Source organism: Hyalangium sp. (assembly GCF_035629615.1).
Classification (GTDB): domain Bacteria; phylum Myxococcota; class Myxococcia; order Myxococcales; family Myxococcaceae; genus Hyalangium.
In genome coordinates, this window is sequence record NZ_DASPHO010000740.1 from 1 (window position 1) to 25205 (window position 25205).

Here is a 25205-nt window from a genome sequence, read left to right on the forward strand (position 1 = left end):
TGACCCTGGGCAGCGGCGACCTGTACTTCTCCCGCCAGGACCCGGACGGCAAGACGCGGTGGCTCTTCTGCGACGGTGTCGTGGTGGAGGCCACCTCCGGCGCCGAGCCCACGGTCATCGTTCCGGAGTCCGTGAGCAAGAAGGATCGCAAGAAGATCCAGGACAAGCGCTACCTGGACTCGGCGAAGGCCTACCCCGCCGAGGAGATCGACAAGCTCGGCGCCGAGAAGAAGCCCGAGGCGAAGGAGTAGCCCACCCCACGGCTCACCGGGTGCCCGGCCCTCCCACAAGGCCCTCTGCGGAGGTGGGAGGGCCCTCGGCTAGGGCGCGTAGGTGACCACGACGTGGTTGCCGGTGACGATCAGCCGGCGCGGCACCGCGCTGCTTCCAGCGATGGCCAGATCGAAGTTCAGCGGCGTCCTCAGGGCGCGCTTGTTCATCTCCTCCTGCAGCATGCCCTCGGCGTTGCGATCCCGCTTGGAGACGAGCTGGGCCGAGAGGGCCTCCGCCTTCGCCCGCAGGATGTTGCCCTCCAGGGTGAGCTGGATCTCCAGATCGGCCACCACGCCGTTGACGATGGCGTTCTGGAAGTTCTTCACCTGCTGCTTGGCGAACCCGGGCACCTGGCCGGTGTAGCGCACGTTCACGCCCCGCAGGAACGCCTGGCACGCCAGCCGGTTGCGCGAGAGGAACCGGAAGCCCGAGAGCCGCTCGATGACGATCTCCCCATCGAGCTTGCTGTGGACCTCCCGCCCAGGCATCCGGTACGGCAACATCTGGGTGGAGAGCTGCTCCAGCATCGCGGGGGTGTAGTACAGGGAGAAGGCCGGGCCTGCCTGCCCGGGTGAGCCCAGCTCCGCGGAGTACGCGGAGGAGGCCTGGACGGACTGCTCCGCGGCCTGGACGGCCATGCGGAGGCTCTGCTGCTCGTCCTCCAGCCGCTTCACGCGCACGCGCGGGTCCACGGAGAAACAGCCCCCCAGCAGCGCGCTCACTGCCAGCGTGGCGAGCGCGATCCTCCAGGGCGAGCGGGGGCTCATGGCGACGCCACCTTGCAGTTGCCCTGCACCACCCGCCAGTGGCCCGTGGCCCGCGGCGAGGAGAAGCTCGCCGTCATGCGGTAGCTCTGGTGGGCAAGCCCCAGCCGGGCATGGACCTCTCCCGAGCGAGGCATCCCCTTGGGCGCGGCCTTGGCCGGCATCACCGCGGTGCACCCGAGGCCTTGGAGCCCGGCCGCGTTCTCCGCCTGAGTGGCCGAGGCGAAGGCCTGCTCGACCTGCGCCTCCTTCTGGCGGAGCTCCTCCCGGAGCGCCCGGTTGCGCTCCTCCAGCTCCTCCGCGCGGGCCTCGAGCGAGCTACCGCCTCTCCTCGACGCGTTTCCCGACGAGCACCCCGCCGCCGCGAGAAGCAGCGCGATGGGCAACCACCCTCTCGAAGTTCTCTTCATGCCGCGAGGCTAGCACGCGGCCACTTCACGCCCCCATCCGCGCCAGGCGCTGCGCCAGGTGCGCGTCTCCGCCCGTCTCGATGGCGCGCAGGTGGGCTGGAAGCGCCCCGCCCGCGCCCTGCAGGCGCGCTTCCACGTGCGGCTTGAGCGCATTCCAGCGCCGCTGCCACCCCACCTCGGAGCCACCGCGCAGCTCCGGGCGCTCGGTGAGAAGCAGCCCCATGCGCAGCGCGAGCTCCGGCTCGGCCAGGGCCTCCACCTCGCGAGCCACCGCTGCCACGCCTCCCGCCGCCGGAGCCCCCGCGGGCGCGCGCTTCCACTGCTGCGCGGTCCGGACGAACGCCGCCACGTCCAGCTCGCCCAACAGCATCATCGCGAACCTCAGCGGCAACCGAGGCTCGCCCTTGGGTGCCACCACCCGCCCCATGAGCGACTCGAACGCCGCTCCCAGCGTGGCGTGGGCCGCCGGATCGCTGCCTCCCAGGCGCCGCAGCGCCCTCCGCGCACGCCGCGCCTGGAGGGCCACCTGCCAGCTCCGCTTGCCGAGCCGGCCTTCCAGCGCCGAGAGCGCCTTGGCTGCCGCTGTCACCTGCTCCGCCGTGGGCTTGGACGGGCGCAGCCGGGGGGACAGCTCGGGCAGGGGGGGTGGGCCCTTCTCCTTGCTCGGCGCTGGAGCGGGCGCCTCCCCACCCTCCGTCACCTCGCGATAGCCCTCGCGCAGCTTCTCCGCGACCTTCTTCTCGTACTCGCGCCGCGCGCTGTCCTCATCCGGGAACGCCTTCTCCTTGCGCTGCCCCGCGGTGCCGATCTTCCCGAAGGTGACGATGAAGGTGCTGCCCTGCAGCTCCGGGCTCCAGAACTTGGAGCTGGTCCCCTCGACGAACTCGAACCTGCGCATGCCACGAACCTCCGGCCTGGAGGCCCCAGGCTACTACGGACGGGGGCCCTGGGCTCAGGCCTTCGCACGCTCCATCTCGCGCAGCCCCGCCTCCCGCGTCGTGCGCCCCTCGTACCCCAGCTCCTGGCGGGCCTTGGCGTCGCTCACGGTCACCTCCCGGCCCGCGAGCAGCAGCTCCTGGCGGCTGACGGGCGGGGCGCCCGGCAGGGGGAGGAAGTTCCAGAGCACCTCGGACACCGTCGCCACCGCCATCGCGAGCCCGAAGGGGATCTGCTTGTTCCCAGGATCCACCCCCTGCGTCCTCAGCATCGCGGTGACGAAGTCGCGGAAGACAACGGGCTCGCCATCGGTGAGGAAGTACGTCTGGCCTCCGCGCCCCTTCTCCGCCGCGAGCAGCATCCCCTCCACGCAGTTGGCGACGTGGCAGGTGGAGGTCTTGAAGTGTCCACCGTCCACCCAGCGGAAGCGGCCGGACTTTACCGCATCGCTGAGGGTGGCCAGGACGGAGGTGTCGCCCTTGCCCCAGATGAAGCGGGGACGGACGACGATGGTGGTCAGCTCGGGTGAGTTGACCGAGAGCACGAGCCGCTCCGCCGCGCACTTGGTGGAGGAGTAGTTGCCGATCGGCCGCTCGGGCAGGGGCCGCGTCTCGTCCACGTTGACCATGGGCGTTCCGTCTACGAGCACCGCCTCGGTGCTCACGTGCACCAGGCGCTTGATGCCTACGGCCCTCGCCGCCTCCAAGACGTTCTCCGTGCCGCGCACATTGGCCTCGAAGAGCTCGGCGCGAGTGCCCGACGCCTTCACGGAGGCGGCAGAGTGGAAGAGCAGCTCGCAGCCCTCCATGCCCCGCTTGAGCGCCTCCACGTCCGAGAGATCTCCCTCACAGGGCTCGGCGCCGGCCTGGCGCACCTGATCCCGAGCCGCCTCCGAGCGGCCCAGGGCCCGCACCGTGTGCCCCTGCTCGCGGAGCGCCGCAATGAGCCGCCGGCCTACGAATCCAGAACCTCCCGTGACGAATGCGCGCATGCTCGTGACTCCTCGGCGAGGACCCTCGCCTACTACCGTTCCCAGACCTTCGCCAGCGCCACAGGCCGCCCCGTCAGAACATGTCCGGGAGGGCCGGCGAGGCCCCGGAGAAGAGCGTGGCCGCCAGCCGCACGGTGGCATCATCCGCCACGAGCGCCCCCACCGAGCGCAGCGCCTCCGGCGTCAGAAAGCCGGTATAGAGCGGCGCGAGCGCCCGCACATCCAAGCTCATGAGCCCACCGCCGCCTCGCTGGACGTGCCCCGTGCCTCCGGACACCTCGAGGGTGAAGGTGCCTCGGTTCTCGGGGAAGAGGTCGTCCTCCACGTGCAGGTGCAGCGTGCCGGAGACACCCGCCGGGTAGCCCCGGGACTCGAGCGCGGCGGGCACGTCCAGCACGCGCATCATCCAGTGGAAGAGCAGCTTCACCTGGTAGGTCTGCTCGCGCAGCAGCAAGAGCAGCGGATCCATGGGGCCGCCCGTCCACACCACCTCCTGAGCGAGCGAGCGGTGATCTCCAAGGAAGCGCAGCAGCCGCCGCGCAGCCGTTGGAGTGGACACCACGTAGTCCGTGAGGAAGATCTCCTGCAGGAGGTCCACCTTGCGTCGGCGGACGAGCCAGACATAGCCCTCCAGGCCTTGGGCGCCTTCCACGACGTAGCCATAGGCCGTCTCGCTGCGAGGGTGGAACACGCGGTCCCAGACGTAAGGGCCGCGGTCGAGGTAGCCCTGCCGGGTGGAGGCGTAGCGGCGGTAGAGCTCCTGGACGGCGGGGAGATCGGCCGGACTCACGGGCCGCACCTGGAGGGTGCGCTCGTTGAAGTCGAGGCGATGGGCCTGGACGCGGATCTCGAACCGGGCGCCAGCCTGCTCGTAGCCCGCGCGCCGGTAGAGCGGCTGGGTGGCGGGATAGAGGACGGAGAGCGGGAACCCCAGGCTGCGAAGCTCCTGGAGGGTGTGCTGCATGAGCCGGGTGGCGGCCCCGGCCCCTCGCGCGCTGGGAGCGACGCCTACCCCGCCGATCCCCGCCATGGCGACACGGCGTCCGCCAAACCACTGCCCCATGGGGATGGGGAGCGCCGTGGCTGTCACCGTCCCCTTCTCGCGCAGCACTCGGAGGTTGGCCAGCCCTGCCTTCTCGACCCAGGCGGTGCTGTCTGCGAGCGGCATGGCGAACGCCTGCGCCATGATGTCCGCCACCGCGGCCTGCTCCTCGGCATCTCCGGGAGGGCCGAACGCCGGTCTACCCCTCTCCATGTCATTCCTTCCTTTGCACAGGCGCGAGCGCCCGGGCGCAAGATATGCGGTAGCCGCCTCTGCTGGCACGCGCTTCCCGCGTCCAGGCGCTAGCATTCTGGGCATGATCCGTCCCGCCACACCCGCCGACCTCCCCGGCATCCTCCAGCTGATCCGCGCGCTGGCCGACTACGAGAAGCTCACGCATCAGGTGGTCGTAACCGAGGCCCAGCTGCGCGAGCACCTCTTCGGCCCCCGGCCCTACGCCGAGGTGCTGCTGGCCGAGGAGGGGGAGCAGTTGGTGGGCTACGCGCTCTTCTTCCACACCTACTCGACGTTCCTGGGCCACCCGAGCCTGTACCTCGAGGACCTCTTTGTCCTGCCCTCGCACCGTGGCCAGGGGCACGGCAAGGCCCTGCTCGCCCGGCTGGCGCGGATCGCCGTCGACCGCGGCTGTGGGCGCTTCGAGTGGATGGTGCTCGACTGGAACACTCCGGCCATCCAGTTCTACGAGTCCCTGGGCGCGGCGCTGGCGCCCGAGTGGAAGCTGTGCCGCATGACGGGTGACGCACTCCAGCGGTTCGCCGCGACGGCTGCGTGAAGCCAGGGGGCCCGGATGATCGCCAGTGTGGACGTGGACTACAGGTTGGATGCGACGTTGGCGGCGTGCGTCATCTTCCGAGACTGGATTGACGCGGCCGAGACCGCGCACTTCGTGGACCGGGGGCCCCCCGCCGAGCCCTATGTCCCTGGCGAGTTCTACCGTCGGGAGCTGCCGGGGCTGCTGCGCGTGCTGGCGCGGGTGCCGGATCCGCTCACGACCGTGGTCATCGACGGCTACGTGTGGCTGGCGGGCGAGGAGCGGCCTGGCCTGGGCGCCCACCTCTACGAAGCGCTCGGGAGGAAGATCCCCGTCATCGGCGTGGCGAAGACGACGTTCCAGTCCAGCCGGCTCTCAATCCCGGTGCTGCGAGGGGGCAGCCAGCGGCCCCTGCTGGTGACGGCCGTGGGGGTAGAGGTCCAGGACGCCGCGCTGTGCATCCTGCGAATGCACGGGCCGTCACGGCTGCCCACCCTGCTCAAGCGCGTGGACCGGCTGTGCCGCGAGGCATGAGGCTGTCAGACCTTCCACGATCTTTCGAACTGATCCAAGGGCTCGAACGTCACGTTCCGGATCTTCGCCCGTTCGAACGCCCTCTTCACCTCTTCCACCACGAGCACATACCCGCCGCGCTCTGCGGGCATGAAGAAGTCGGAGCCATCCCATGACGCGGGATCGAAGAAGAGCCCCTTCCACACAGGGAAGATGCCGGCCGGACGGATCCGGGGCACCTCGATACCTTGGGCCCAGTCGATGTTTCCGCACCGACCCGTGACGGCCAGGCCACTATAGCCTGGGGTCAACTGGCCCTGCTTGTCGTGGACGGCGACCTCATAGAGTGACCACCCGGTGAACCCGTGCGATCGCAGAAGCTGCACCACGGAATCCGCGATAATGATCGGTACTGCAAACGTCGTCCACATCACTGGGTCGACCGGCTTGGCACGCCCCATCGCCCAGTCGACTCTGATCGGGTGGGCTGGGTGTACTTCGCCGCGAGTCAAGCCAAAGGCATCGGTCTCCACGTCCAAGTCGCCTCGGAACGCCCTGCTGTACCCTGACTCCCCGAGATAGAAGGTCTTGTCGAAGCCGGGGAAATTCCTAGAAGTTGACTTGGAACCCAAACTCGCCTCCCAACTCTCTTCCGAACTGAAGGATCTGCTCGAATGAAGGGTTGTCCCCAAGGAATTTCTTCCACCGCCTGTTGTATTCGACTGCCTTCTTGAGATGGCTGGCCCGCTCCCACCATGCGCCGAACTTCGGATCGTTGACATTGATCCCTGCCTTCCGAAAGTCTTTTGCGAACTGCTGAGAGAACACGTGATGGGCGTGCGCCCCTTCGGGCATCTTGCCCGTCAGGCGCGCGAGGTTTTCCCGGAAGTTGCCCTCTGTGAAAGGCTTGAAGCCACCCCCTGCTCCCTTTGCGGCACTGGAGGTCTGGGCGCCCTCACTTGGAGCCTTTGGGGACTCCATGAGGACGTAGACGGCACCAGCGCCTGTCCCCAGCGCTGCCGCCGCGTAGCCCACGGGTACCACCACCTGCTCTATCGCCAGGGCCCCTTCCGCACTGAGGGACAGCACCGGGAGTCTCGCACCCGCCGTGCCGAGGCGTGTGGCTGTGCCGGCCGCGCTGCCGTAGATCATCACCAGGTGCGTGGATAGCCGGGCGGCCTCGCGAATCTGCTCCTGCAACGGCAGCGCGGAGTAGCGGGCGAAGTACTCAGGCGACGAGGCAATGAGGGCAGCCACCGCGGACGGCAGTTGTTCAAGCCCCTGGAGGCTTTGAATGGGGTCGTCGACGAGCTGAGCCAGCGCCTGCGCCATCTCACCCAGTGCATCCCCTCCACCATCCAGCGCGGCATTGAACCAGTCCCGCTCCAGGCCCAGCTCGCCCACCATGACTCCAGGCCGGCTCAGCGAGTCGTCCACGGTATAGAAGACGCCCCCCTTGTCCCGGTAGAAGGCCCCCACCTCGAAGTGCCCCGCCATGAGCCTGCCTTCGCGCAGTTCCACCCGGCCCATCCCCATGCGCTGGAGAGGCCTCCCCGTGAGGGCACTGACCAGGTAGCCGTCCGGACGCATGACCACCAGGAAGTGGAAGGAGCGCAGGCGCTGCAACAGCTCGGCATAAGGCATGTCCTCAGCCCGGGTGCGCACCTGGCGCAGCACGAAGAGGAGGGAGCGACGCGGACCGAAGCTCTGGAGGCTCGTCCCCGTGCGAGCCAGCGCCTCCCACAGCGCTTGCGCCTCCTCAGGCTCCAGTTCCTCTCCCGCCTCGTGCCAGGCGTCCTCCTCCAGCCCTGCCAGCTGCTGGAGGAGCTGGAAGTCATCCCTCTTCTCCCAGAGGCCAAAGCCACCGCAGTCCTGCAAGCAGCCGGGCGGCGTGCCTCCCTCCTGGAAGGCGAAGTGTCGCCCCGCGGCACTGTCGGTCGCACAGCCAGTCATCCCCGTCAGAGCCACCCACGCAAGCAGCGCTGGCACGAGCCGCCTCGCTTCATGAGGTAGGCTCGTCCACGACGGAGCGTGTCGTGCCCGAGAGTCGGCCTTTGCCATCTTCCGACTCTAGCGCTGAAGGCACTATGATGCGGTGGGTGGCACCGCTCGCCACCGCGGAGGTCTCTCGTAACGATGACCCTGAACGAGTTCTTCGACGCTTCCTACCAGTGGGGAGAGCAGAACGCGCAGCTCATCCTCCTGCTGGGTGTGGCCGTCCCGGCCCTGGGCACGCTGTTGGCGTTCATCGGCAAGGGAGGGAAGACGGACGAGGACGGGCGCTTCATCGCGAGCGCGGTGATGGGGTTCGCGATGTTCGCGGTGGTGCTCGAGATCATGGCCCTCTTCGTGGGCCACTTCCTCCGCGGCTCGAGCATCCTGGAGGCCAACGCGGCGCTGCTGATCGCGCCCATCCTCTGCCTCGTCGGCTCGGTGCTCGGCCTGCGCCTGGTCTTCCCGCTGGCCGAGATCGGCGTGGTGCGGTCCATCCTGGACATGGGGGGGTTCTTCGTCTCCTGCCTCCTTGTCATGTGGTTCATGTCGAAGTTCCGCGGCTGGAACATCACCATCTTCGGCTCGCTCTTCACCTTCCTCATCATCGTGCTGCTGGCCTTCTGGTTCATGCGCCGGCAGTACCGCCGAGCCTTCGGGCTGGATCGCACGCGGAAGGTACACCCCGGGTGAACCTGTCCTGCCAGTCCTGTGGGGCCCAGCTGGTGGTGGCGGACACGCTCCGCACCGCGACGTGTCCGTACTGCGCGGCGCCCTCCGTGGTGGAGCGGCCTCCCACCCCGGATCGGCCCCCACCCACCTTCGCGCTCGGCTTCGTGCAGACGCCGCAGAAGGCCCGGGAGCTGGCACGCGAGACGCTGCTCCGCCGGAGCTTCTGGGCGCCCTCCAGCGTCCGCAACGCCTCCGTGGAGGAGCTGCGCGGCATCTACGTGCCGGCCTGGCTCTACAGCGCGCTGGCCGAGTCCGACTTCAGCGCCGCCATCGGCGAGAACTACACGGAGACAGAGACGTACACGACGACGGAGAACGGGAAGACGGTCACCCGGACACGGCAGGTGACGCGGACCGAGTGGCGTCCGCTCCAAGGCCGCCACACGGAGTACGTCCCGGACGTGGTCGTCACCGCCTCCTCGGGCCTGCCCAATGAGGAGCTGGAGCAGATCGAGCCGTTCGATCTCCGGGCCCTGCGGCGCTACGACGACGCGCTCGTGGCCGGGTGGATCAGCGAGGAGCCTTCCCTCCCCCAGGAGCAGTGCCTGCAGCAGGCGCGCACGGAGGTGACGGGCCTGCTGCGCAAGCGGCTGTCCGCCTTCATGCCCGGGGACTCGCACCGCAATCTCCAGTACTCGACGCAGTTCCACCACGAGTCCCTGGTGGTGTGCCTGCTGCCCGTCTGGGTGATGGCGCTGCGCCACGATCCGAAGTCCCCGCCCCTGCACTTCCTGGTCAACGGGCAGACGGGGAAGGTGTACGGGCGTGTGCCCGTCTCATGGGTGAAGGTAGCGCTCGCCGTGCTGCTGGTGCTGCTGGTGCTGGGCGGCTTGTACCTCCTGCTGTCCCCGATCCTGAAGGGGATGTGATGGCCTCCGTCGAAGCGCAGTGTCAGCGCTGCCACAGCCGGCTGGAGGCCGAGGACCTCCGGTGTCCCGTCTGCGCCCTGCCCACGCCGAAGCCTCCCCGGGCCGCGGCTCGCGAGCAGGCCCGCGTCATCCGCTGCAGCAACTGCGGGGCGGCGATTGCGTACTCGGTGGAGGCGCAGGCGCCGAAGTGCGCCTTCTGCGCGTCCGAGATGCGCACCGAGACGCAGGAGGACCCAATCGACCAGGCGGACCGGTTCGTCCCCTTCGAGGTGGGCACCGACCAGGCGCATGAGGCGCTGAAGACGTTCCTGGGCAAGGGGGGCTTCTTCCGGCCCCAGGATCTGGCAAGCCGCGCGGCAGTGGACTCGCTGCAGCCATTGTGGTGGCCGGGCTGGAAGTTCGACGCGCAGGTCGAGGTCACCTGGACGGCCGACACCGACGCGGGGGCCCACCGGAGCGCCTGGGCCCCGCACTCGGGCGCGACTCACCTCGAGCTGCACAACATCCTCGTCTCCGCCTCCCGGGGGCTGACGCTGGCGGAGACCCAGGCCCTCTCTTCCTCATATGACATCTCCAAGGCGAAGCCGAAGCCCGAGGGGCCACCGGGGGCGCAGGTGGAGCTCTTTGATGTGACACGCTCGGGTGCGCGGCGGCAGATCCTCTCCGCGGTGGAGAGCACGGCGCGCGAGCACATCGCCAAGGCGGATCTCCCCGGTCGCCGCCACCGCAACCTGCGCGCGGCAGTGGCGCTGTCGGGCCTGGACACCGCGCACTACGCGCTGCCGGCCTACGTGCTCGCCTACCGCTACGGGAAGAAGCTGTACCGCGTGGTGGTGCACGGGCAGGACCCGAGCTGCGTGCTGGGCGAGAAACCGGTCTCCTGGGCGAAGGTGGCGGTGGCTGTCCTCATGGCCCTGGCGCTGGTGATCGTGTTCCTGTTGATTCAGGCCTCCTGAGCGGGGCGGGTCATCGCTGCCGCTCGTCGCGGGTGGCGATGATGTGCCGATAGGGGATGACCCGGACGAGCTCGTCCACCGTCGTCAGTCCGGCGGCGATCTTCTCCATCGCGTCATCCACCATGGTCTTGAAGAAGTGCTGGCGGGCGTACTTGCGAATCTGCGCGTTGTGCGCCCCTGAGACGATGAGATCCTGCATGCCGGTATCCACCACGAGCAGCTCGAAGATGCCCACCCGCTTGCGGTAGCCGGTGTGGTGGCAGTGCTCGCAGCCTCGGCCCGCCCGGAGCTGGATGCCCTCCAGCAAGTGGCCGAGCAGCGCCTTCTGCTCCTCGGTGGGCTCGCGGGGCTCCGAGCACCTCTCGCAGATGCGGCGCGCCAGCCGCTGGGCCAGGACGGCGAGCAAGGCGTCGGCGATATCCGTGTCATCCAGCTCGAGGCCACGCAGGCGCCCGATGGCGCCCACGGCGTCCGCGGTGTGGAGGGTGCCGAGGACGATGTGGCCTGTGCGGGCGGCGTTGAGGGCGGTGCTGCCCGTCTCCAGGTCGCGAACCTCGCCCATGAGCAGGATGTTGGGGTCCTGGCGGAGCAGGGCGCGCAGCAGCACGGAGTACGGCATCTGCGGGCTGACCTGCTTCTGGTTGACCTTGGGGACGAGGTACTCGATGGGGTCCTCGGCGGTGATGATCTTCCGGCGCCCGTCGTTGAGCTGGGCCAGCGCCGAGTAGAGGGTGGTGGTCTTCCCGCTCCCAGTGGGGCCGGTGACGAGCACAAGGCCCTCTGGGTTGTTGAGGAGCTGGAGGAAGATGCGCTGCATGTCTTCGCCCATCCCGAGCTGCACCACAGGGACGAGGCCAGCATTGGGGTCGAGGATGCGGATGACGACGTCCTCGCCAGCAGGGCTGGGGACCACACTCACGCGGTAGTCGATGACCTTGCGGTGGTCCTCGCCCCGGTCGATGACCGCGCGAATGCGCCCGTCCTGAGGCCTGCGGTGCTCGGTGATGTCCAGCTGGGCGAGGATCTTGATACGATTGATGACCTCGCTGACGAGCTCCGGGCTCATGTCCGTGTACATCTGGTGGAGGATGCCGTCGATGCGCAGGCGCAGATCCACGTCGCCCGGGTAGCTCTCGATGTGGATGTCCGAGGCCTTCTTCTCCACCCCCATGGCGAGAATGGTGTCGACGAGCTCCATGGCGGTGGGCTGATGGCGCGACGGGGGGCGGGGGCGGATGACGAGGTCCGCGGTGACGCGCTGCCCGGCGCCGAAGCCCGTCTCCAGGGCGGACTCGATCTCGTAGCGGTTGAGCCGCACGGTGCGGATGGAGCGCTCCAGGAGATCGCCGATCCGCGTGAGGATGTTGGGGTTGTCCGGGTCGAGCATGCCGACGGTGACCGTCGCGTTGGGAGCAGCGGGGTCGACCTTGCCCAGCACCACCACATGATGGCGGCGGCAGAACGGCTCCGGCAGCATCTGCATGGAGTTGCGGTCAAGGGTGTGCTGGGAGAGCTCGGAGAAGTCCTCGGGATCCTGCGACATGCCCGCAGGCTATACCGGGAGTTGCTCTGGTACAGTCACCTCCGGAGCCCACACATGGCGTGCGGGCCAAGGCCTCATTGATGGAATACAATCTGGCAGACGAGTTCTTGAACGCCGTCCAAGGGACTCGCAGATCAACCCGAGAGGGAGAAGAGGCGGTACACAAACCTCTCTTGCTGCTCCTCGCATTGGCGCGTGTTCAGCGGGGTCAACCCAGATTGGTTCCTTTCACGGAACTCGAACCTCGTCTGCTCTCTCTCCTGGAGGAATACGGCCCTCCTCGAAAGACCCAAGCGAGCTACCCCTTTTGGAGGCTCCGCAACGACGGCATCTGGGAAGTCCTTCCGACGACCGGGCTCGTCATGAGAAAGAGCAACACCGATCCGACCGTGACCTCTTTGCGCAGGTCCGGAGCGGCCGGGGGATTTCTTGAAAAGTACGACACCCTGCTCAGACAACAGCCAGAATTCCTGAAGAAGGTGGCTCGGTTCATCCTCGCGGAGTACTTCCCACCGGACCTTCGTGATGAGATCGCTCTCGCAGCGCAGCTGTCACTGGACTGAACTCCTTTAACTGCACGATTGACTCACCCTCCCCTCTCCGTCGCCGCACTCCACAAGCCTAGCCCCTCTGAAAAGCACTCGGCCCGCCCCGGACTCTTTCGAGCCAAGGCGGGCCAAGGAGTGCAGCGCAGGCCAGGGAGCGTTAGCGGCCGATGATCTGCTTCAGCTGATCCTTCTCATTCTGGAAGGAGAAGAGCTGGTAGAGCTGGAAGGAGTTCTCACGGTCCAGCACTCGCGGCCAGAGCACCCGCACCGCGTCCAGCTTGTCCTCGCCAAAGGAGAAGCGCTGGAGGATCTTCGTCACCTGCGGCACCAGGAAGTGCTGCGAAGAAGCCGCCGCCTCGAGCACCCGGAGCTTGCCGTCACCGAAGGACTCCTTGTTGACGGCCCGGATCAGGCTCTGCAGCTGGTCCTCGGAGATCGGGTACACCTGCGGCTGCGGCGGAGGCGGCGGGGGCTGGGGCCGGGGGCTCTGGCGCTGCCGGAAGGAGCGCAGGTCCGGCGCCTTGTTCAAGTCGTGCCGCATCGCGTTCATCTCCTCCCGGAGCTTGCTCAGCGCCTCGCGGCCCCTCCGGTTGTTGCCCTCTCTCGTCGCCTGGGCCAGCAGCACCTCCATGCGCGCCATCCGATCGATCTGCTCCTCGCGCTCGATGACCACCAGCGTGCCGCGCCGCCGGAAGCCCTCGGGGATGTCGTAGTCGTCGTACCAGGAGCCGCTGTCGTTGTAGCCGGGGATCGGCGTCGGGGGCCCAGGCCGGGTGTTGATGGGGCCCGTCGGCTGACCCGGCGGGGGGGGGCGAGCCATGCCTTGCGCGGTCTGGGCAGAGGCAACGACCGACATCAACACTGCGACGGAGAGTACGAGAGCCCTCATGGCGACTTCCTTGTCTTGGGGTGTACGCTCCTACTGACGCACAAGGTCGCCCGGCATTCAACAATCAGTTCACAGTGAACTCTCGCGAGTACCCGGTGTACGGGCGGATCGCCCCATCCCAGCCGGACTTCCAGTCGCCGTCATGCCGGATGCGGTAGGTGCCTGGCGTCGCCGTGGAGGGGATCTTCCACTCGGTCGTCACGTGCGAGCAGGCGAAGGTGGGGAAGCAGTTGTTGCGCTCCCAGCGGTACTTCGTCTCCCAGTCCCAGTCGTACGCCACCGTCACCCACGAGGTGCCCGACTTGCGCTGCACCTGCAGGAACGAGCCCTGGCGCCGCAGGTTGTTCTTCGGGTGGGCGCCCCAGAACTTCACCGACACCGTCTGCCCCCGCGTGTACGAGGCGCTCGCGTTGGTGTGGACGCTGCCGAACTCCACCGACAGCAGCTTGTCGTCGAACACCACGCCCGTCTGCACCGTCGTCTGATCATTGCGCAGATCCCGAGGCGTGGGGCCCGCGGCCACCGTGGTGCCGTTGCGCAGCGCCACCGCCAGCTTCTCCGTCTCCTGCTGCACCGCCCCCAGCGTCCACGGCCCGAAGTGCGTGGAGGCTCCCTCGTAGTCCTGCTTCGCGTACTCCTCGCGCGTGGCCAGGTAGCCCGCGTAGGCGTTGGAGAGCCCGGCAAGGACCACCTGGGTCACCCCGATGGGAGCGAGCTGGTTCAACACCGCCTGCCGCAGCCGCCGACCCGCCATCGTCGTCGCCTCGAAGGGCACCGCCACCAGCGCCAGGTTGCCCAGCGTCACCACCTGCAGCGGCAGCACCTCCGGAGTCCACGGGTACGGCGTCTGCGTCCCCATCTCCAGCACCATGGGCTTCTCGCCCTGGCAGGGCGTCGTCATCACCGCGCAGGTGAAGGCGCCCCACACATCGCGGATCTGCGCGCAGGTGTTGCCCTCGCTGCCAAAGCCCGGCCCGTCCTCGGCGCCCGCCAGCATGGAGATGCCAATGCCCGCCTCGCACGTGGTGCGCGCCACGCCCCCGCCGTACTGCGGAGCCACCGGCACCTGGTCCATCTTCACGTACGCGTGCCGGAAGTCCACCGCGCCCGTGAGCAGCGGGGTGGCGCCGTCGTAGAGGGACTTCGCCAGGTTGTACTGCTTGCTGCCGGAGAGCTCCGTGCTCTCGAAGTCATTGGCCCCGCCGCCGTTGGTGCCGCCGTAGATGTTGGGCGTCACGTCCCCCTCGTTGCTCTGGGCGAAGGCGGCCACGAACGTCTTGGAGGCCAGGTAGTTCGTCCCCTTGTTCTTCTCGAACAGGTAGGAAGCGTAGCCCTTGTTGTCCCCACTGATGAGCTTGTTGTCGTTGCCCATGGACGTGGCGTGCACGGCGAACCAGTTGAGGGCGCCCACCTCCGCCCCCGTCGAGCTCTGCAGCCGCAGCAGCGTCATCTTCTTGTCCGTGTCGGAGGAGTACAAGCTACGCTCGCTCGAGGGGTTGTAGAGGTACGCCTCCGGCGAGCGGTTGAGGCTCGCGTTGAGCAGATCCCCCGAGGCGATCCGGATGGAGCCCGTCGCCAGGTTGGTGTGCGCCTGGGCAATGGCCTGGACGATGCCGTCCACGATGGCATCGAAGTTCTGCTTGTCGTAGCCGAGCACCGTCAGGTTGTAGAGCGCGTAGTGCGAGAAGCCGCCCGGCCCGCTGTGCGTGTGCGTGGCGCTCAGCAGCACGTTCGCGTCCGAGTAGATGGTGCCATAGCGTGCACGCAGCCGCTCCACCACCTGCTGCTTCACGCCCTGGAAGATCTGCCCGGCGTCCGCGCTCACGAAGGCCACGCGCTTGCCGTTGCACGGCGAGGAGATGACGAAGGCCCGCGCGCGCAGCCGCTGGTGGATGCCCGCCGTCTTCTGCTCGAGCATCGCGTAGCCCATCATCCCCAGCTCCGCCGCCGGGCCGGTGATGTCGTAGATGCCCGCTCCCACCTGGAAGGACGTGTTGCCCGCACACGGGCCCGTGAGCGCGGCCCCCTCGTGCGTGCCAAGGGTCTCCTCATCCCCCGGGAGCCCCTCGGGTGAACAGGCGCCCAGCGCCAGGACCAGCATCCCCACGAGCAAGGAACGAGACGGTGTCTGCATCTTTCAACCCCCGCCGCGAGCCCGCGGCCATCGAAGCGTGTCCAGCCCGCTTCTCTCCTGAGAGAACGGACCCGACATTATCCGCAGGCGTCTCGGGAAGTTGCCCAAACACGGCTCTCCTCTGAAATCCTTGCCTGGCTTGAATTGCAAACCTTGCAACAGTAGCCTGTTTTCCGTTCCGACTGAATTCCTCAGGGAACACACGAGCGGCGGAGTTGGCTCCCCGTGGAGGAAGGCATGCACACTCATAGGTCGTCGTTCAGGTCATCGTCGCTGGGCCGGCGCGGTTTTCTCAAGGGCTCGGTGGCCCTGGGCGCAGCGCTCCTAAGCGAGCGGGCCATTGCCCAGGCGCGGCTGGAGGCCGCGGCCGCCGGCATCCGGGCCCACGACTGGCACACGCTGCCCCTGCATGACGGGAGCACCGTGACGGTGGGCGAGAAGGAGCTGGGCGGGGACTTCCAGCTCCGGCGCGGCGTGAGGGGGGACTTCGAGCCCAGCCGGACCCTCGAGTCGGCGGTCTTCCAGTCGGCTGGCTTCTTCAACATGGTGGGCATGCACTGGGTGGCGGACGTGCCGGAGGGCACCTCGCTCGAGGTGCAGGTGCGCGGCAGCAGGGATGGCGTGAAGTGGGGCCCGTGGTCACCCGTGGGCCATGTGATGGGCGCCCGAGGGGATGAGGAGCTCCCGGAGGGCGCGGAGACCTTCACGGATGCCGTGGAGTTCGGCCGGGCCCGGGCGATGCAGTACCGCCTCACCTTGGGGACGACCAAGCCGGCGCTGTCTCCCATCGTCCGCCGCGTGACGGCCACGCAGATCGACTCGCTCGACGCGCCCACCTTGGAGATGCTGGACGAGAACGGGCCTGGCATCCCCTTCCGCGTGGGCAACGGCGGCGCGCCCGGTGCGCGCCTCATCCCGCGGGACGGGTCGACCGGCTGGGGGCCGACGGACTACGGCCCCGGCTCTCCGCTGTGGTGGGAGCCGTACACCGGCGTGTACCCCACGCAGTTCGTGACGATTCACCACACCGCGTGGGCCAACAACCCGGAGAACCCCGTCGCGACGATGCGGGCCGTCTGGTACTACCACTGCGTCACCCTGGGCTGGGGCGACATCGGGTACCACTTCCTGGTGGACCAGTTCGGCAACATCTACCAGGGCCGTGATGGCGGGCATGCCACCGAGGCCGGCCACGTCTCCCGGTACAACCACTACAACATCGGCATCTGCTTGATGGGGCAGTTCCATCCCGGCGCGCCGGACGTGCCGCCCGGGGGCGAGCCCACCCCCGAGGCCCTGGACACCGCCATGCGCATGGCCGCGCTGGAGGCCGCCTGGTGGGGACTCAACCCGTTGGAGAAGGGCATCTACGCCAAGCCGGACATCGCGTGCCGCCCGCAGCTCTGGAACTACCGCATCTGCGGCCACCAGGACTGGGGACGCAATGGCAGCTGCGTGGCGACGCTCTGTCCCGGCAGCAACGTCTACAAGCACCTGCCCTCCATCCGTCAGCAGGCGGCAGCGCTCATCCCGCACATCCATGAGTTCAACCTGATGCGGATGCTCGATCGCGACGTCTGAGCCGACAAGCGCCCCGACATCGCGGGGAGTCTTGTCTAGACTGCCCGCGTGTCCTCGCCCTCCGAGCAGAGTCCCCCCAGCGGCTTCCGGCAGCGCCTCCACGAGATCATCTTCGAGGCGGACACCCCCGCGGGGAAGGCCTTCGATGTCGCGCTGCTGTGCGCCATCATCCTCAGCGTCCTCACGGTGCTGCTGGAGAGCGTGCCCCTGCTCCGGGATCGCTTCGGAGCGGAGCTGCGCATGGTGGAGTGGTTCTTCACCGGGCTCTTCACTGTCGAGTACGTGCTGCGGCTGGCGGCGGTGCTGAAGCCCTTCCGGTACGCGCGGAGCTTCTTCGGGCTGGTGGACCTCCTGGCCCTGCTGCCGACGTACCTCAGCCTGCTGCTGCCCGGGGCGCAGTCGCTCCTGGTGGTGCGGGTGCTGCGCCTGCTGCGCGTGTTCCGCGTGCTCAAGCTCGCCAGCTTCCTGGGCCAGGCAGAGATCCTCCTCACAGCACTGCGCGCGAGCCGCCAGAAGATCATCGTCTTTCTCTGCGGCGTCGTGAGCACGGTCGTCATCATGGGCGCGGTGATGTACCTGGTGGAGGGCGAGAAGAACGGCTTCGACAGCATCCCGCGGGGGATGTACTGGGCCGTCGTCACCATGACGACCGTGGGCTTCGGCGACCTCACACCCAAGACGGTGGTGGGGCAGTTCATCGCGTCGCTGCTGATGATCGCCGGCTACGGCATCCTCGCGGTGCCCACGGGCATCGTCTCCGTCGAGCTGGCGGCCGCCGCGCGGCGGGGTGCCATCGACACCCAGGCCTGCCCCGGCTGTGGCGTCGGCGGGCACGATCATGACGCGGCACACTGCAAGCACTGCGGGACGGCCCTCCATCCATCATAGGACGGGATGACGCGGATGGAGCTCGACGAGGAGGCACTCGTTCATCAGTTCCCCGGGCTCGACCGGCGCGCGCTGGGCGCCTTCTATACCCCCGCGCCGCTGGTGGAGCGCACGCTGAGGCTCGCGCTCGCGCACGCAGGCAGTGGCCCCCTCTCCGTGGTGGACCCGGCGTGCGGCGCCGGGGCCTTCCTCGCTGCCGCGGCACGGATGAGGCCCAAGGCCCGCCTGTGCGGACTGGAGCTGATGCCCGAGGCCGCCCGCGTCTGCCGAGCCCGGGTGCCTGGCGCGGAGGTGCACGTGGGCGACGCGCTTCGCGGTGGCCTGGCACCGCTGGTGGAGCGCATCCCTGCGAGCGATCGGGAGCTGTGGGTGGGCAACCCGCCTTACAACGGCACCTCGGCCCTGCTGAAGGATCGCGCCGCCTGGTCCCGCCTCCGCGCCCTCATGCCGCTCGCGCTGCCGCCCGGGACGAGCCTCCGGGACGACTTCGCCTTCTTCCTCCTCGTCGCGGCGCACCGGCTCTCCACCCGCCCCGGCGTGCTCGCCTTCATCACCCCCTCCAGCCTGCTCGATGCCTTCCTCTATGCCCCGCTCCGGCAGGCCCTGCTGGGCACGCTGAAGCTCCGCGAGGTGGTGGACCTGGGCGCGGGCGCCTTCAGCGGGACCCAGGTGCGCACCTGCATCACCGTCTGGTCCTCCCTGCCCGGCCGCGCGGCGCCTGCCTCGTTCGAGCGGGACGGCCAGCGCTCCCCCTTTGTGCCCGCGCCTCCCGAGTGGCGGCTGGCCCCCACCCCGGCCCAGGCGGCAGCGCTCGACTCCCGCTGGCAGGCCGAGGGCGAGCCCCTCACCACGCTCGTCCCCGTGAGCTTCCCCGGGATGAAGACCCGCTTCGATGAGCTGCTCGTGGATGACGCTCCGAAGCGCCTCCTGGAGCGCCTGCGCCACTTCGCCCGGACACCCCTGCGCGGACTGCCAGCCTTCGCGCGAGCCCATGGCATCCCCGAGTCGCTCCTGCCCAAGCTCCGCGCGCTGAAGCAGGGCCCTGCCTTGCACGTGGACGCCGCCCGCGTCCGCCCCTTCTTCCGCTACGCCGGCGCCCGCCACCGAGGCTCCCTGCCTCCCGAGGCCCGCGCCTTCTGCTACCTGGACCGGCGGCTCATCCCACGCGGGGATCACCGGCTGCGCGGCCCGTACGATCCGCACCTGGGCGCGGTGAAGCTCCTCTTCAACGTGCGCGAGCTGCCGCTGTCGGCCGCGCTGCTGGAAGAGGAAGGCTGCGTCCACGACCACCGCCATGCCCGCTTCGCGCCGCTCCTCGTGCCTCAGCGGGTCCGAGACGAAGGGCTCTCCGTCACCCGCACTGCAGAGGCCCTCGAGGAGCTGGGGCCGCTCGTCCCCAACCTCTCTCCCCGGGGACTCGCCTGGGCCGAGCGGCTCGGCGGACCGTTCCAGGTCTTCCGCCAGCTCGTCCGCTTCCTCAACGGTCCCGAGGTGCAGGAGCGCTGGGCTCCCGTGTTCGGCGCCTCGCGCGTCGTCTCCGTGCCCCTGCCGCCAAGCTGAGCTCCTGTTGAGCCAAGAGCACACATGAACCTTCGGGCGAGCAGTGGCTCCCATCCGTGGTTAGTGTGCGGCCCGCCTCGCCATACACCTCCGACAGAAGGAGCAGATCCTCATGAAGACCTATGCCCTGCTGACCGCCGCCACCCTCGTGCTCGCCACTCCGGCGCTCGCCCAGAGCCCGAAGGGCCCTGCCGCGAAGCCAACCTCGACTCAGGTGGAGAAGAGCAAGGCGGCCCTCCAGGATGCCAAGGGCCAGGCCGTGGGCAACGTGACGCTCGAGCAGACTCCCAACGGCCTCCTCATCAAGGGCAGCTTCTCCAACCTGCCCCCGGGCACGCACGCCATCCACATTCACGAGGCGGGCAAGTGCGAGGGCCCAGACTTCAAGACGGCCGGGGGCCACTTCAACCCGGGCAAGAAGGCCCACGGGATGATGGCCACGGGAGGCAAGCACGAGGGCGATCTGCCCAACCTCTATGTGGGTCAGGACGGCAAGGTGCAGTTCGAGTTCTTCGCCAACCAGGGCCTCGACGTGAAGTCCCTGATGGACGCGGATGGCTCAGCAATCGTCGTGCACGCCCAGGCGGACGATCACAAGACCGACCCGGCTGGTGATGCAGGCGGCCGCATCGCCTGCGGCGTCGTGGCCAGGTGACACCAGGGGGCCTACTTCCCCTCACTCTTTGCCCGGCCAGCGCGAGGATGTTGCTGACGGGCGTACTCAGACACGAAGTCGAGAAACTTGCGGATGGCGCGCTCGTGGTCTCCCCCACAATCCGCAAGGTACTTTCGAGCCCAGCCCTCACCCGGGAGCTCATGCTTCACGTCCCGTAGCCATGTCACGAATGCGCTGTACTCCGCGTTCTCGAGTCCATTGTAATGGCAACCTGCTCGATAGCCGGCGATGAACGCAGCCATGGCTTGAACATGCGTCTCACCACCGAGAAAGAACCAAAGCGGCCGGCCCTTTTCGACTTCACTCTGGATGAACAGAAGGACATCCATGAGGAGGACTGGCCGACTGCCAAAGCCCTCAGGGGCTTGCATCTCCTTGGATATCGTCATGGCTGGAGCGCCTCCTCCAACATGATCCGTCCCTCGGGAGTCAGCAAGCGCTTCAGGTACTCGCTCTCGGTCAAGCCCTGAGGACCGGCAAAGGCGTCGTAGATACGTGAGCCCACGCGGACGGCGACATGGTAGTTGTTGTTGGAGATCCGCACGGTGCTTGACGGAACCCCAGCACGAACTTCGAAGGCGAGTAGTTCGGACTCCGTGGATGTGATCTTGATGTACTGAGGATCCTTTCCAAGAGCAGTGAACCCTTCATGGATCTTCTTGGCGACATCGGCACAGCGCCCAGCGACTCGATTTCCAGCGTTGAACGCCGCCTGGAGGCCTTGAAGCCAGAGCGGAACTTGCCGAGCCCCCGTTGCCACCAGGTAGTACTCCGCAGCCCCCTGCACGTTCCCTTCGGCCATCAAGGTAAGCACCCTGCTGTGAACGGAACTCGGAACAGCCGCGACGATCGCTGTTGCCGTGGCAGGCGTGGTTCGCAGAGGGGACCTGCCGTACGCGGCCGGAGCCAGCGCCCAGAAGAGAACGCAGGTCAGCCACCAAGCCCCCACTCTCACGCTGCTCGATTCAATCCTTGGGATTCGCACGAGCAGTCTCCTCATCAAGAACTCAGCTACACGTAGCCGAACCGGCGCCGCGCGAACCACTCGGCCCCCAGCAGTGCCACCAGCACCACCAGGTAGTACCAGCGATCCCACAGGGGCTGATCCTTCGCGCGGCCCACCTCCACCACGGGAGGATCCAGCAGCGGCACCTCCGGCAGCCCGCTCACCTGCTGCAGCCGGTAGGCCTTGCCGCCCGTCACCTTCGCGATCTGCTCCATCAGCTCCGGCCGCACCGAGGCGTCCGACAGCTCCGGGCCCACCGCGCGCACCGCCACCGCGTCCTCGCCCTGCCCCAGATCCGTCTCCCCCTTCTTCGCCGAGCCCAGCAGCTTGTACGGCCCTGGCGCCGGGGGCGGGAACTCCAGCCGCACCACCCCGTCCGGTCCCGTCGTCCCCGTCAGCACCGCGATGGGCTTCTGTGTGGCCACCGAGAACAGCTCCACCCGCACCTGCGCGTCCTGCGCCGCCTGGTAGTCCGCCGTCCGCGCCGACACCACCACCCCCACCGGCTTGCCCGGCTCCACCGAGGGCGGATCCGCCGTCACCTTCAGCGTCGTCAGGTCCGGATCCCTCACCAGCCAGCGCAGCGCGTTGCTCCAGAAGCGGTCATACGTCCGGTTCGGCGAGCCCTCCTTGTGGGAGGTGAAGGCCCAGTACCAGCTCGCGTCCGTGGCCAGCGCCAGCGCCCGGCCCCGCCCGTAGTCCCACACCGACACCAGCGGCGCGTTCTTCCCGTCCACCAGATGGAATGGGTGGTCCACCAGCACCGTCGCCCCAGGCCGCGCCCGCGTCGAGTTGATGCCAGGAATGGGCGGCAGCTCCGACCACGCCACCTCCGTGCTCGAGACGCCCGTGCCCAGCGCCGTCACCGGGTGCCGCGCACCGTCTGGAGTCAGCCGCGCCTTGAAGGACTCCACGTTGGCTGGCCCCGCCGCCTCCACCGGCAGCGCCTGCATCAGCGTGGGCATCGTCGCCCGCCCCTCGCCCAGCACGCTGTCCCCGCCGATCATCACCAGGGCGCCCCCCTTGAAGACGTACTGCTCCAGGTTGCGCTCGTACTCGGCGATGGAGAGCGAAGGGTCCGCGTACCCGAAGTTCTGGAAGATCACCACGTCGAAGGTGTGCAGCTTCGTGTCGAAGATCTCCTCCATGGGGAACGGGATGAGCGACAGCTCGCGCTCCTGGCTCACCACGCCCGGATCGTCCGACATCGTCCGGAGGATGTAGAAGGACACCAGGTCCACGTTCGCGTCCTGGCGCAGCAGGCCCCGCAGGAAGCGCTCGTCCCACGAGGGCCGCCCCACCACCAGCAGCACGCGCACGCGATCGCGGATCACCTTCAGCGTGAACGAGCGCGAGTTGTTGTCGCTCACCGCCTCGTCCGGGAAGGTGGGCACCGTGACGGTGTAGACAAAGCGCCCCGTCTGGTCCGGCGTGAAGGTGAATGACACCGGCTGCACGTCATCCGAGGACTGGAGGCGCACCGTCTTGCTCGCCACCGTCTTGCCCTCCTGGCTGAGCACCACGGGGATGTCCTTGCCCGAGAAGCCGCGACCGTGGATCTCCACCTCCACCGTGAGCGAGTTGCGGACGAAGGCGAAGTCGTCGACTTTGAGGCCCTCCACCGCCAGATCCTTGAGCGCCTCCTTGCCTACGACGAAGGTGGACACCGGCACGCCCAGATCCGCCAGCGCCGCGCGCGCCTTGCCCACCGCCCCAGCGGCCAGCTCCGTGTTGTCCGCGCCATCGCTGAAGAGCAGCACCCCGGAGAGCTTCCGCGAGCCCTGCGAGCCCGCACCCACCACCCGCAGCGCCGAGAGGATGTCCGTGGTGCCCGCCCGTGGGAGCTCGGTCAGCAGCGTGGTGGGCGTCACCGGCGCCAGCTCCGGATCAAACCCGTACAGCTCCACCGTGAAGCGGTCCTGCAGCGCGGCCAGCGCCGGCGCGGCACTCTCCAGGAAGGTCCCCACCTGCGCCGAGCGCGTGGGGCCCCCCGGCTCGCCCGGGAAGCTCATGGAGGCTGAGCGATCCACCAGCACCGCCACCCGGTTCTTCATCCGCGCCACCTGCAGGTGACGGATGCCGGGCTCCAGCAGGAAGAAGAGCGCGGCCACTCCGGCCGCCACCCTCAGCGCCCAGAGCAGCACCTTGCGCCCACTCGAGGGCTCGCGGCGCACGCCCCAGGCCGCCAGGCCGATGCCCAGCACCAGCCCCACCCCGAGCAACACGAGCACCCATACCGGCAAGGGCGAGAGGCTGACCAGCTTCCAGGCATTGAAGGGCTGTGAGTTCATCAATCGCGCTCGGCGGGGAGAAGGGCCCCGCGGTCAGCGCCGCTTGTCGAGGATGAGGGGCAGGTGGACGGCGTCGTCCTTGTAATCCAGGCAGAGGGCATACATCAGCAGATTGATACCAATGCGGATGGCCAGCTCCCGCTGAGGCTCACCGCCCGGAGAGACATCGAACTCGAAGTCACCGGCCTCGGTGCGGCTCCAGGCGCCCGCCAGGTCGTTCTGCGAGTACATCACCGCGGCGCGCTTGCCCAGGACACAGGCCTCCATCTGCGGCTTGTTGAGCAGGCGCCCCGGGGCCGCGTCCACCAGGAAGAAGGACTTGAAGACGACGTGGGTGGAGGGCACCGCCGTCAGCTTGCTCTGCGGCAGCACGCGGGCAATCTCCCGGCGGAAGCTGGCATCAAAGCCGTTCCCGTCGCTCCCATCATTGGCGTCCCCCAGCAGGAAGCCGCCGTAGGTGAGGTAGCGCCGGAGGTTCTCCACCTCCGTGTCCCTCAGCGGGGGGAAGTCGCCGTCCCCGCCGAAGTAGAGGAACGGGTACTCGAAGATCTCCGAGCTGTCGAGCATGCAGGCCCGCGCGTCGGGCAGCACCTCCACGGAGGTGCGGCGCTGCAGCTCCCAGGCGATGCGGCGCAGGCCATTGAGGCGCGCATCCCACCGGCCGCCGTGCTTGACGACCGCGGGGATGAAGCGGCTCTTCTCGCCGAAGGCGGAGGCCCGCCCTGACAGCAAGGGGACCAGCGCGGCGGTGCCGAGCAGGAGGTTTCGACGGGTGACGCGCCCAGCGCTCATATGCGAGCTGTATATACCGTCGACGCGTCCTTGCATTCCCCGCTATAGAGCCCCCCATGGCGAAAGGCGAACAGACGCCCAGGGAGCCAGCCTCTCCGGAGATGCTCGCCGCCTGGAAGCAGATGGAGGCAGGGGATGTGGCGGGTGCGCGCCGGGAGGCCCGGCGCATCCTGGCCGCCAGCCCCTCGCCGGAGGACCGGACCCAGGCCGAGGAGCTGCTGCGGCGCACCCAGACTCCACCCGCAGTCTATGGCTTCGCCGCGCTGGTGCTGGCCATCCTCGTGCTCCTCGTCGCGCTGGCCCTCTCTCGGTATTAAGGTGGCGCCGTGGACGCTCTCATCCAGGCACTCAAGGCCTACCAGGAAATCAACCCCTCGGGCTGGGTCGGCATCTACCGGCTCCTGCCCATGTGGGCAGGAATCGTGTGCTGTGCGCTCGGCCTCATCCTGTTGCTCGTGGGAGGCGGACGGGCCTTCCGGCTCGTGGCGGGACCGGTGGGCGCCATCATCGCCTTCACGTGGACGGGCATCGTCGCCAGCAAGTTCGGCCTGAACCCCGCGGACTTTGACGCGCGCGTGCCCACCGCGGTGGCGGCGTTGCTGGCGGTCGTGGGCTTCTTCGCCCCTCCGGCCATTGCCTTCCTGGGCGTGGGTCTGCCCTTGGGGCTGCTCGCCGGCAAGCTCGCCGGCCAGGACGACTTCCTCCTGGGCTTCATCCCCACCCTGCTCATCGGTGGGCTGGTGGCCGCCATCCTCCACCGCATCGTGGGCGCCATCGTGTCCTCGGTGGTGGGAGCCTGGCTGCTCGTCATTGGCGCCCTGGCGGCCCTGCACCTGTTCGGCGGCCTCGTCACCGCGGTGGCCAACCAGCCCTGGGGCGTCATCATCGCTGCGGGCCTGTTCGCCCTGGCCGGCAGCGTCTACCAGATCGCCGTGCGCCCCTCGCCCGAGGAGCTGGACCGCATCCGCGCCGAGAAGGAGCGGCTGAAGCTGCGCAAGGCCGAGCAGAAGGCGCTCGAAAAAAGATGGGGTGTCAAGTAGCCCGGAG

26 protein-coding genes and 1 pseudogene are annotated in these 25205 nt (G+C 68.4%); 13 read left to right on the plus strand and 14 right to left on the minus strand.

Annotated features, from left to right (window positions below):
- Positions 1 to 251: pseudogene (locus VD972_RS36805) on the plus strand (hypothetical protein); the annotation flags it as partial.
- Between the two features lie 69 nt (positions 252 to 320).
- On the opposite strand, the gene VD972_RS36810 reads toward VD972_RS36805, so the two are convergent.
- The 5 genes from VD972_RS36810 to VD972_RS36830 all read right to left on the minus strand — a co-directional run bounded on the left by VD972_RS36810 (position 321) and on the right by VD972_RS36830 (position 4629).
- The gene (locus tag VD972_RS36810) at positions 321 to 1040 is read right to left on the minus strand and encodes a hypothetical protein (RefSeq protein WP_324993500.1); all 720 of its coding nucleotides are present in this window, start codon (positions 1038 to 1040) and stop codon (positions 321 to 323) included.
- Positions 1037 to 1423 carry a hypothetical protein gene (locus VD972_RS36815; protein ID WP_324993501.1) on the minus strand — a complete coding sequence of 129 codons (387 nt, stop codon included), beginning with the start codon at positions 1421 to 1423 and terminating at the stop codon, positions 1037 to 1039. Before VD972_RS36815 ends, VD972_RS36810 begins: the two co-directional genes overlap by 4 nt.
- A gap of 49 nt (positions 1424 to 1472) precedes the next feature.
- Positions 1473 to 2345, minus strand: a complete 873-nt coding sequence (locus VD972_RS36820) for a WGR domain-containing protein (RefSeq protein WP_324993502.1) — start codon at positions 2343 to 2345, stop codon at positions 1473 to 1475.
- A 54-nt stretch (positions 2346 to 2399) separates the two neighbouring features.
- Positions 2400 to 3374 carry an NAD-dependent epimerase/dehydratase family protein gene (locus VD972_RS36825; RefSeq protein ID WP_324993503.1) on the minus strand — a complete coding sequence of 325 codons (975 nt, stop codon included), beginning with the start codon at positions 3372 to 3374 and terminating at the stop codon, positions 2400 to 2402.
- 73 nt (positions 3375 to 3447) lie between these two features.
- The gene (locus VD972_RS36830; RefSeq protein WP_324993504.1) at positions 3448 to 4629 is read right to left on the minus strand and encodes a GNAT family N-acetyltransferase; all 1182 of its coding nucleotides are present in this window, start codon (positions 4627 to 4629) and stop codon (positions 3448 to 3450) included.
- 103 nt (positions 4630 to 4732) lie between these two features.
- Between VD972_RS36830 and VD972_RS36835 the strand changes: the two genes are divergently transcribed.
- On the plus strand, positions 4733 to 5209 hold the full coding sequence (locus VD972_RS36835; RefSeq protein ID WP_324993505.1) for a GNAT family N-acetyltransferase: 477 nt from the start codon (positions 4733 to 4735) through the stop codon (positions 5207 to 5209).
- A gap of 15 nt (positions 5210 to 5224) precedes the next feature.
- Entirely contained in the window at positions 5225 to 5722 is a 498-nt protein-coding gene (locus VD972_RS36840; RefSeq protein WP_324993506.1) for an endonuclease V, read from the plus strand.
- Positions 5723 to 5727: 5 nt separating this feature from the next.
- Here the strand turns inward: VD972_RS36840 and VD972_RS36845 are convergent, their stop codons facing one another.
- Positions 5728 to 6333, minus strand: a complete 606-nt coding sequence (locus tag VD972_RS36845; RefSeq protein WP_324993507.1) for a hypothetical protein — start codon at positions 6331 to 6333, stop codon at positions 5728 to 5730.
- A complete protein-coding gene (locus VD972_RS36850) occupies positions 6311 to 7690 on the minus strand; it encodes a hypothetical protein (RefSeq protein ID WP_324993508.1) in 1380 nt (459 codons plus the stop codon). Before VD972_RS36850 ends, VD972_RS36845 begins: the two co-directional genes overlap by 23 nt.
- Before the next feature lie 147 nt (positions 7691 to 7837).
- Between VD972_RS36850 and VD972_RS36855 the strand changes: the two genes are divergently transcribed.
- The 3 genes from VD972_RS36855 to VD972_RS36865 are packed head-to-tail and all read left to right on the plus strand — an operon-like array spanning position 7838 to position 10250.
- Positions 7838 to 8386: a hypothetical protein gene (locus VD972_RS36855; RefSeq protein ID WP_324993509.1), complete on the plus strand. Its 549-nt coding sequence runs from the start codon at positions 7838 to 7840 to the stop codon at positions 8384 to 8386.
- Entirely contained in the window at positions 8383 to 9294 is a 912-nt protein-coding gene (locus tag VD972_RS36860) for a hypothetical protein (protein WP_324993510.1), read from the plus strand. Before VD972_RS36855 ends, VD972_RS36860 begins: the two co-directional genes overlap by 4 nt.
- On the plus strand, positions 9294 to 10250 hold the full coding sequence (locus VD972_RS36865; RefSeq protein ID WP_324993511.1) for a zinc ribbon domain-containing protein: 957 nt from the start codon (positions 9294 to 9296) through the stop codon (positions 10248 to 10250). Before VD972_RS36860 ends, VD972_RS36865 begins: the two co-directional genes overlap by 1 nt.
- Positions 10251 to 10260: 10 nt before the next feature.
- Here the strand turns inward: VD972_RS36865 and VD972_RS36870 are convergent, their stop codons facing one another.
- Positions 10261 to 11793, minus strand: coding sequence for a GspE/PulE family protein (locus VD972_RS36870; RefSeq protein ID WP_324993512.1), 1533 nt, complete (start codon positions 11791 to 11793; stop codon positions 10261 to 10263).
- Positions 11794 to 11873: 80 nt separating this feature from the next.
- Here VD972_RS36870 and VD972_RS36875 point away from each other — a divergent pair, with 80 nt between their 5' ends.
- On the plus strand, positions 11874 to 12356 hold the full coding sequence (locus tag VD972_RS36875; RefSeq protein WP_324993513.1) for a hypothetical protein: 483 nt from the start codon (positions 11874 to 11876) through the stop codon (positions 12354 to 12356).
- Between the two features lie 142 nt (positions 12357 to 12498).
- Here VD972_RS36875 and VD972_RS36880 read toward each other — a convergent pair whose 3' ends face one another.
- Both VD972_RS36880 and VD972_RS36885 read right to left on the minus strand, forming a co-directional pair.
- Entirely contained in the window at positions 12499 to 13230 is a 732-nt protein-coding gene (locus VD972_RS36880) for a DUF4476 domain-containing protein (RefSeq protein WP_324993514.1), read from the minus strand.
- A gap of 64 nt (positions 13231 to 13294) precedes the next feature.
- Entirely contained in the window at positions 13295 to 15364 is a 2070-nt protein-coding gene (locus VD972_RS36885) for a neutral/alkaline ceramidase (RefSeq protein ID WP_324993515.1), read from the minus strand.
- 237 nt (positions 15365 to 15601) lie between these two features.
- On the opposite strand from VD972_RS36885, the gene VD972_RS36890 reads away from it, so the two are divergent.
- From VD972_RS36890 to VD972_RS36905, 4 genes are all read left to right on the plus strand, one after another.
- Positions 15602 to 16945: a peptidoglycan recognition family protein gene (locus tag VD972_RS36890; protein WP_324993516.1), complete on the plus strand. Its 1344-nt coding sequence runs from the start codon at positions 15602 to 15604 to the stop codon at positions 16943 to 16945.
- Positions 16946 to 16993: 48 nt separating this feature from the next.
- Positions 16994 to 17833: an ion transporter gene (locus VD972_RS36895; protein WP_324993517.1), complete on the plus strand. Its 840-nt coding sequence runs from the start codon at positions 16994 to 16996 to the stop codon at positions 17831 to 17833.
- A gap of 15 nt (positions 17834 to 17848) precedes the next feature.
- A complete protein-coding gene (locus VD972_RS36900; protein WP_324993518.1) occupies positions 17849 to 19393 on the plus strand; it encodes an N-6 DNA methylase in 1545 nt (514 codons plus the stop codon).
- 112 nt (positions 19394 to 19505) lie between these two features.
- The gene (locus VD972_RS36905; protein WP_324993519.1) at positions 19506 to 20048 is read left to right on the plus strand and encodes a superoxide dismutase family protein; all 543 of its coding nucleotides are present in this window, start codon (positions 19506 to 19508) and stop codon (positions 20046 to 20048) included.
- A gap of 11 nt (positions 20049 to 20059) precedes the next feature.
- On the opposite strand, the gene VD972_RS36910 is transcribed toward VD972_RS36905, so the two are convergent.
- Genes VD972_RS36910 through VD972_RS36925 form a run of 4 tightly spaced genes read right to left on the minus strand, consistent with a single transcriptional unit; the run spans position 20060 to position 24158 of the window.
- A complete protein-coding gene (locus tag VD972_RS36910) occupies positions 20060 to 20458 on the minus strand; it encodes a hypothetical protein (protein WP_324993520.1) in 399 nt (132 codons plus the stop codon).
- Positions 20455 to 21069 (minus strand): hypothetical protein, encoded by a 615-nt coding sequence (locus tag VD972_RS36915; protein WP_324993521.1) that lies wholly within the window; start codon positions 21067 to 21069, stop codon positions 20455 to 20457. Before VD972_RS36915 ends, VD972_RS36910 begins: the two co-directional genes overlap by 4 nt.
- Positions 21070 to 21080: 11 nt before the next feature.
- A complete protein-coding gene (locus VD972_RS36920) occupies positions 21081 to 23366 on the minus strand; it encodes a glutamine amidotransferase (protein WP_324993522.1) in 2286 nt (761 codons plus the stop codon).
- A gap of 33 nt (positions 23367 to 23399) precedes the next feature.
- Complete coding sequence (locus tag VD972_RS36925) at positions 23400 to 24158, minus strand: DUF4159 domain-containing protein (RefSeq protein ID WP_324993523.1); 759 nt, start codon at positions 24156 to 24158, stop codon at positions 23400 to 23402.
- A 56-nt stretch (positions 24159 to 24214) separates the two neighbouring features.
- Between VD972_RS36925 and VD972_RS36930 the strand changes: the two genes are divergently transcribed.
- Both VD972_RS36930 and VD972_RS36935 read left to right on the plus strand, forming a co-directional pair.
- Positions 24215 to 24475: a DUF2379 family protein gene (locus VD972_RS36930; RefSeq protein WP_324993524.1), complete on the plus strand. Its 261-nt coding sequence runs from the start codon at positions 24215 to 24217 to the stop codon at positions 24473 to 24475.
- 9 nt (positions 24476 to 24484) lie between these two features.
- Positions 24485 to 25198: a hypothetical protein gene (locus VD972_RS36935; protein ID WP_324993525.1), complete on the plus strand. Its 714-nt coding sequence runs from the start codon at positions 24485 to 24487 to the stop codon at positions 25196 to 25198.
- Positions 25199 to 25205 lie beyond the last annotated feature (7 nt).

Coding starts and splice junctions, on each gene's coding strand:
- VD972_RS36820 (WP_324993502.1), bottom strand. CDS start 2,345: ATGCGCAGGTTCGAGTTCGTCGAGGGGACCAGCTCCAAGTTCTGGAGC.
- VD972_RS36810 (WP_324993500.1), bottom strand. CDS start 1,040: ATGAGCCCCCGCTCGCCCTGGAGGATCGCGCTCGCCACGCTGGCAGTG.
- VD972_RS36875 (WP_324993513.1), top strand. CDS start 11,874: ATGGAATACAATCTGGCAGACGAGTTCTTGAACGCCGTCCAAGGGACT.
- VD972_RS36885 (WP_324993515.1), bottom strand. CDS start 15,364: ATGCAGACACCGTCTCGTTCCTTGCTCGTGGGGATGCTGGTCCTGGCG.
- VD972_RS36920 (WP_324993522.1), bottom strand. CDS start 23,366: ATGAACTCACAGCCCTTCAATGCCTGGAAGCTGGTCAGCCTCTCGCCC.
- VD972_RS36900 (WP_324993518.1), top strand. CDS start 17,849: ATGGAGCTCGACGAGGAGGCACTCGTTCATCAGTTCCCCGGGCTCGAC.
- VD972_RS36915 (WP_324993521.1), bottom strand. CDS start 21,069: ATGAGGAGACTGCTCGTGCGAATCCCAAGGATTGAATCGAGCAGCGTG.
- VD972_RS36890 (WP_324993516.1), top strand. CDS start 15,602: ATGCACACTCATAGGTCGTCGTTCAGGTCATCGTCGCTGGGCCGGCGC.
- VD972_RS36830 (WP_324993504.1), bottom strand. CDS start 4,629: ATGGAGAGGGGTAGACCGGCGTTCGGCCCTCCCGGAGATGCCGAGGAG.
- VD972_RS36855 (WP_324993509.1), top strand. CDS start 7,838: ATGACCCTGAACGAGTTCTTCGACGCTTCCTACCAGTGGGGAGAGCAG.
- VD972_RS36925 (WP_324993523.1), bottom strand. CDS start 24,158: ATGAGCGCTGGGCGCGTCACCCGTCGAAACCTCCTGCTCGGCACCGCC.
- VD972_RS36825 (WP_324993503.1), bottom strand. CDS start 3,374: ATGCGCGCATTCGTCACGGGAGGTTCTGGATTCGTAGGCCGGCGGCTC.
- VD972_RS36870 (WP_324993512.1), bottom strand. CDS start 11,793: ATGTCGCAGGATCCCGAGGACTTCTCCGAGCTCTCCCAGCACACCCTT.
- VD972_RS36840 (WP_324993506.1), top strand. CDS start 5,225: ATGATCGCCAGTGTGGACGTGGACTACAGGTTGGATGCGACGTTGGCG.
- VD972_RS36880 (WP_324993514.1), bottom strand. CDS start 13,230: ATGAGGGCTCTCGTACTCTCCGTCGCAGTGTTGATGTCGGTCGTTGCC.
- VD972_RS36910 (WP_324993520.1), bottom strand. CDS start 20,458: ATGACGATATCCAAGGAGATGCAAGCCCCTGAGGGCTTTGGCAGTCGG.
- VD972_RS36865 (WP_324993511.1), top strand. CDS start 9,294: ATGGCCTCCGTCGAAGCGCAGTGTCAGCGCTGCCACAGCCGGCTGGAG.
- VD972_RS36835 (WP_324993505.1), top strand. CDS start 4,733: ATGATCCGTCCCGCCACACCCGCCGACCTCCCCGGCATCCTCCAGCTG.
- VD972_RS36905 (WP_324993519.1), top strand. CDS start 19,506: ATGAAGACCTATGCCCTGCTGACCGCCGCCACCCTCGTGCTCGCCACT.
- VD972_RS36930 (WP_324993524.1), top strand. CDS start 24,215: ATGGCGAAAGGCGAACAGACGCCCAGGGAGCCAGCCTCTCCGGAGATG.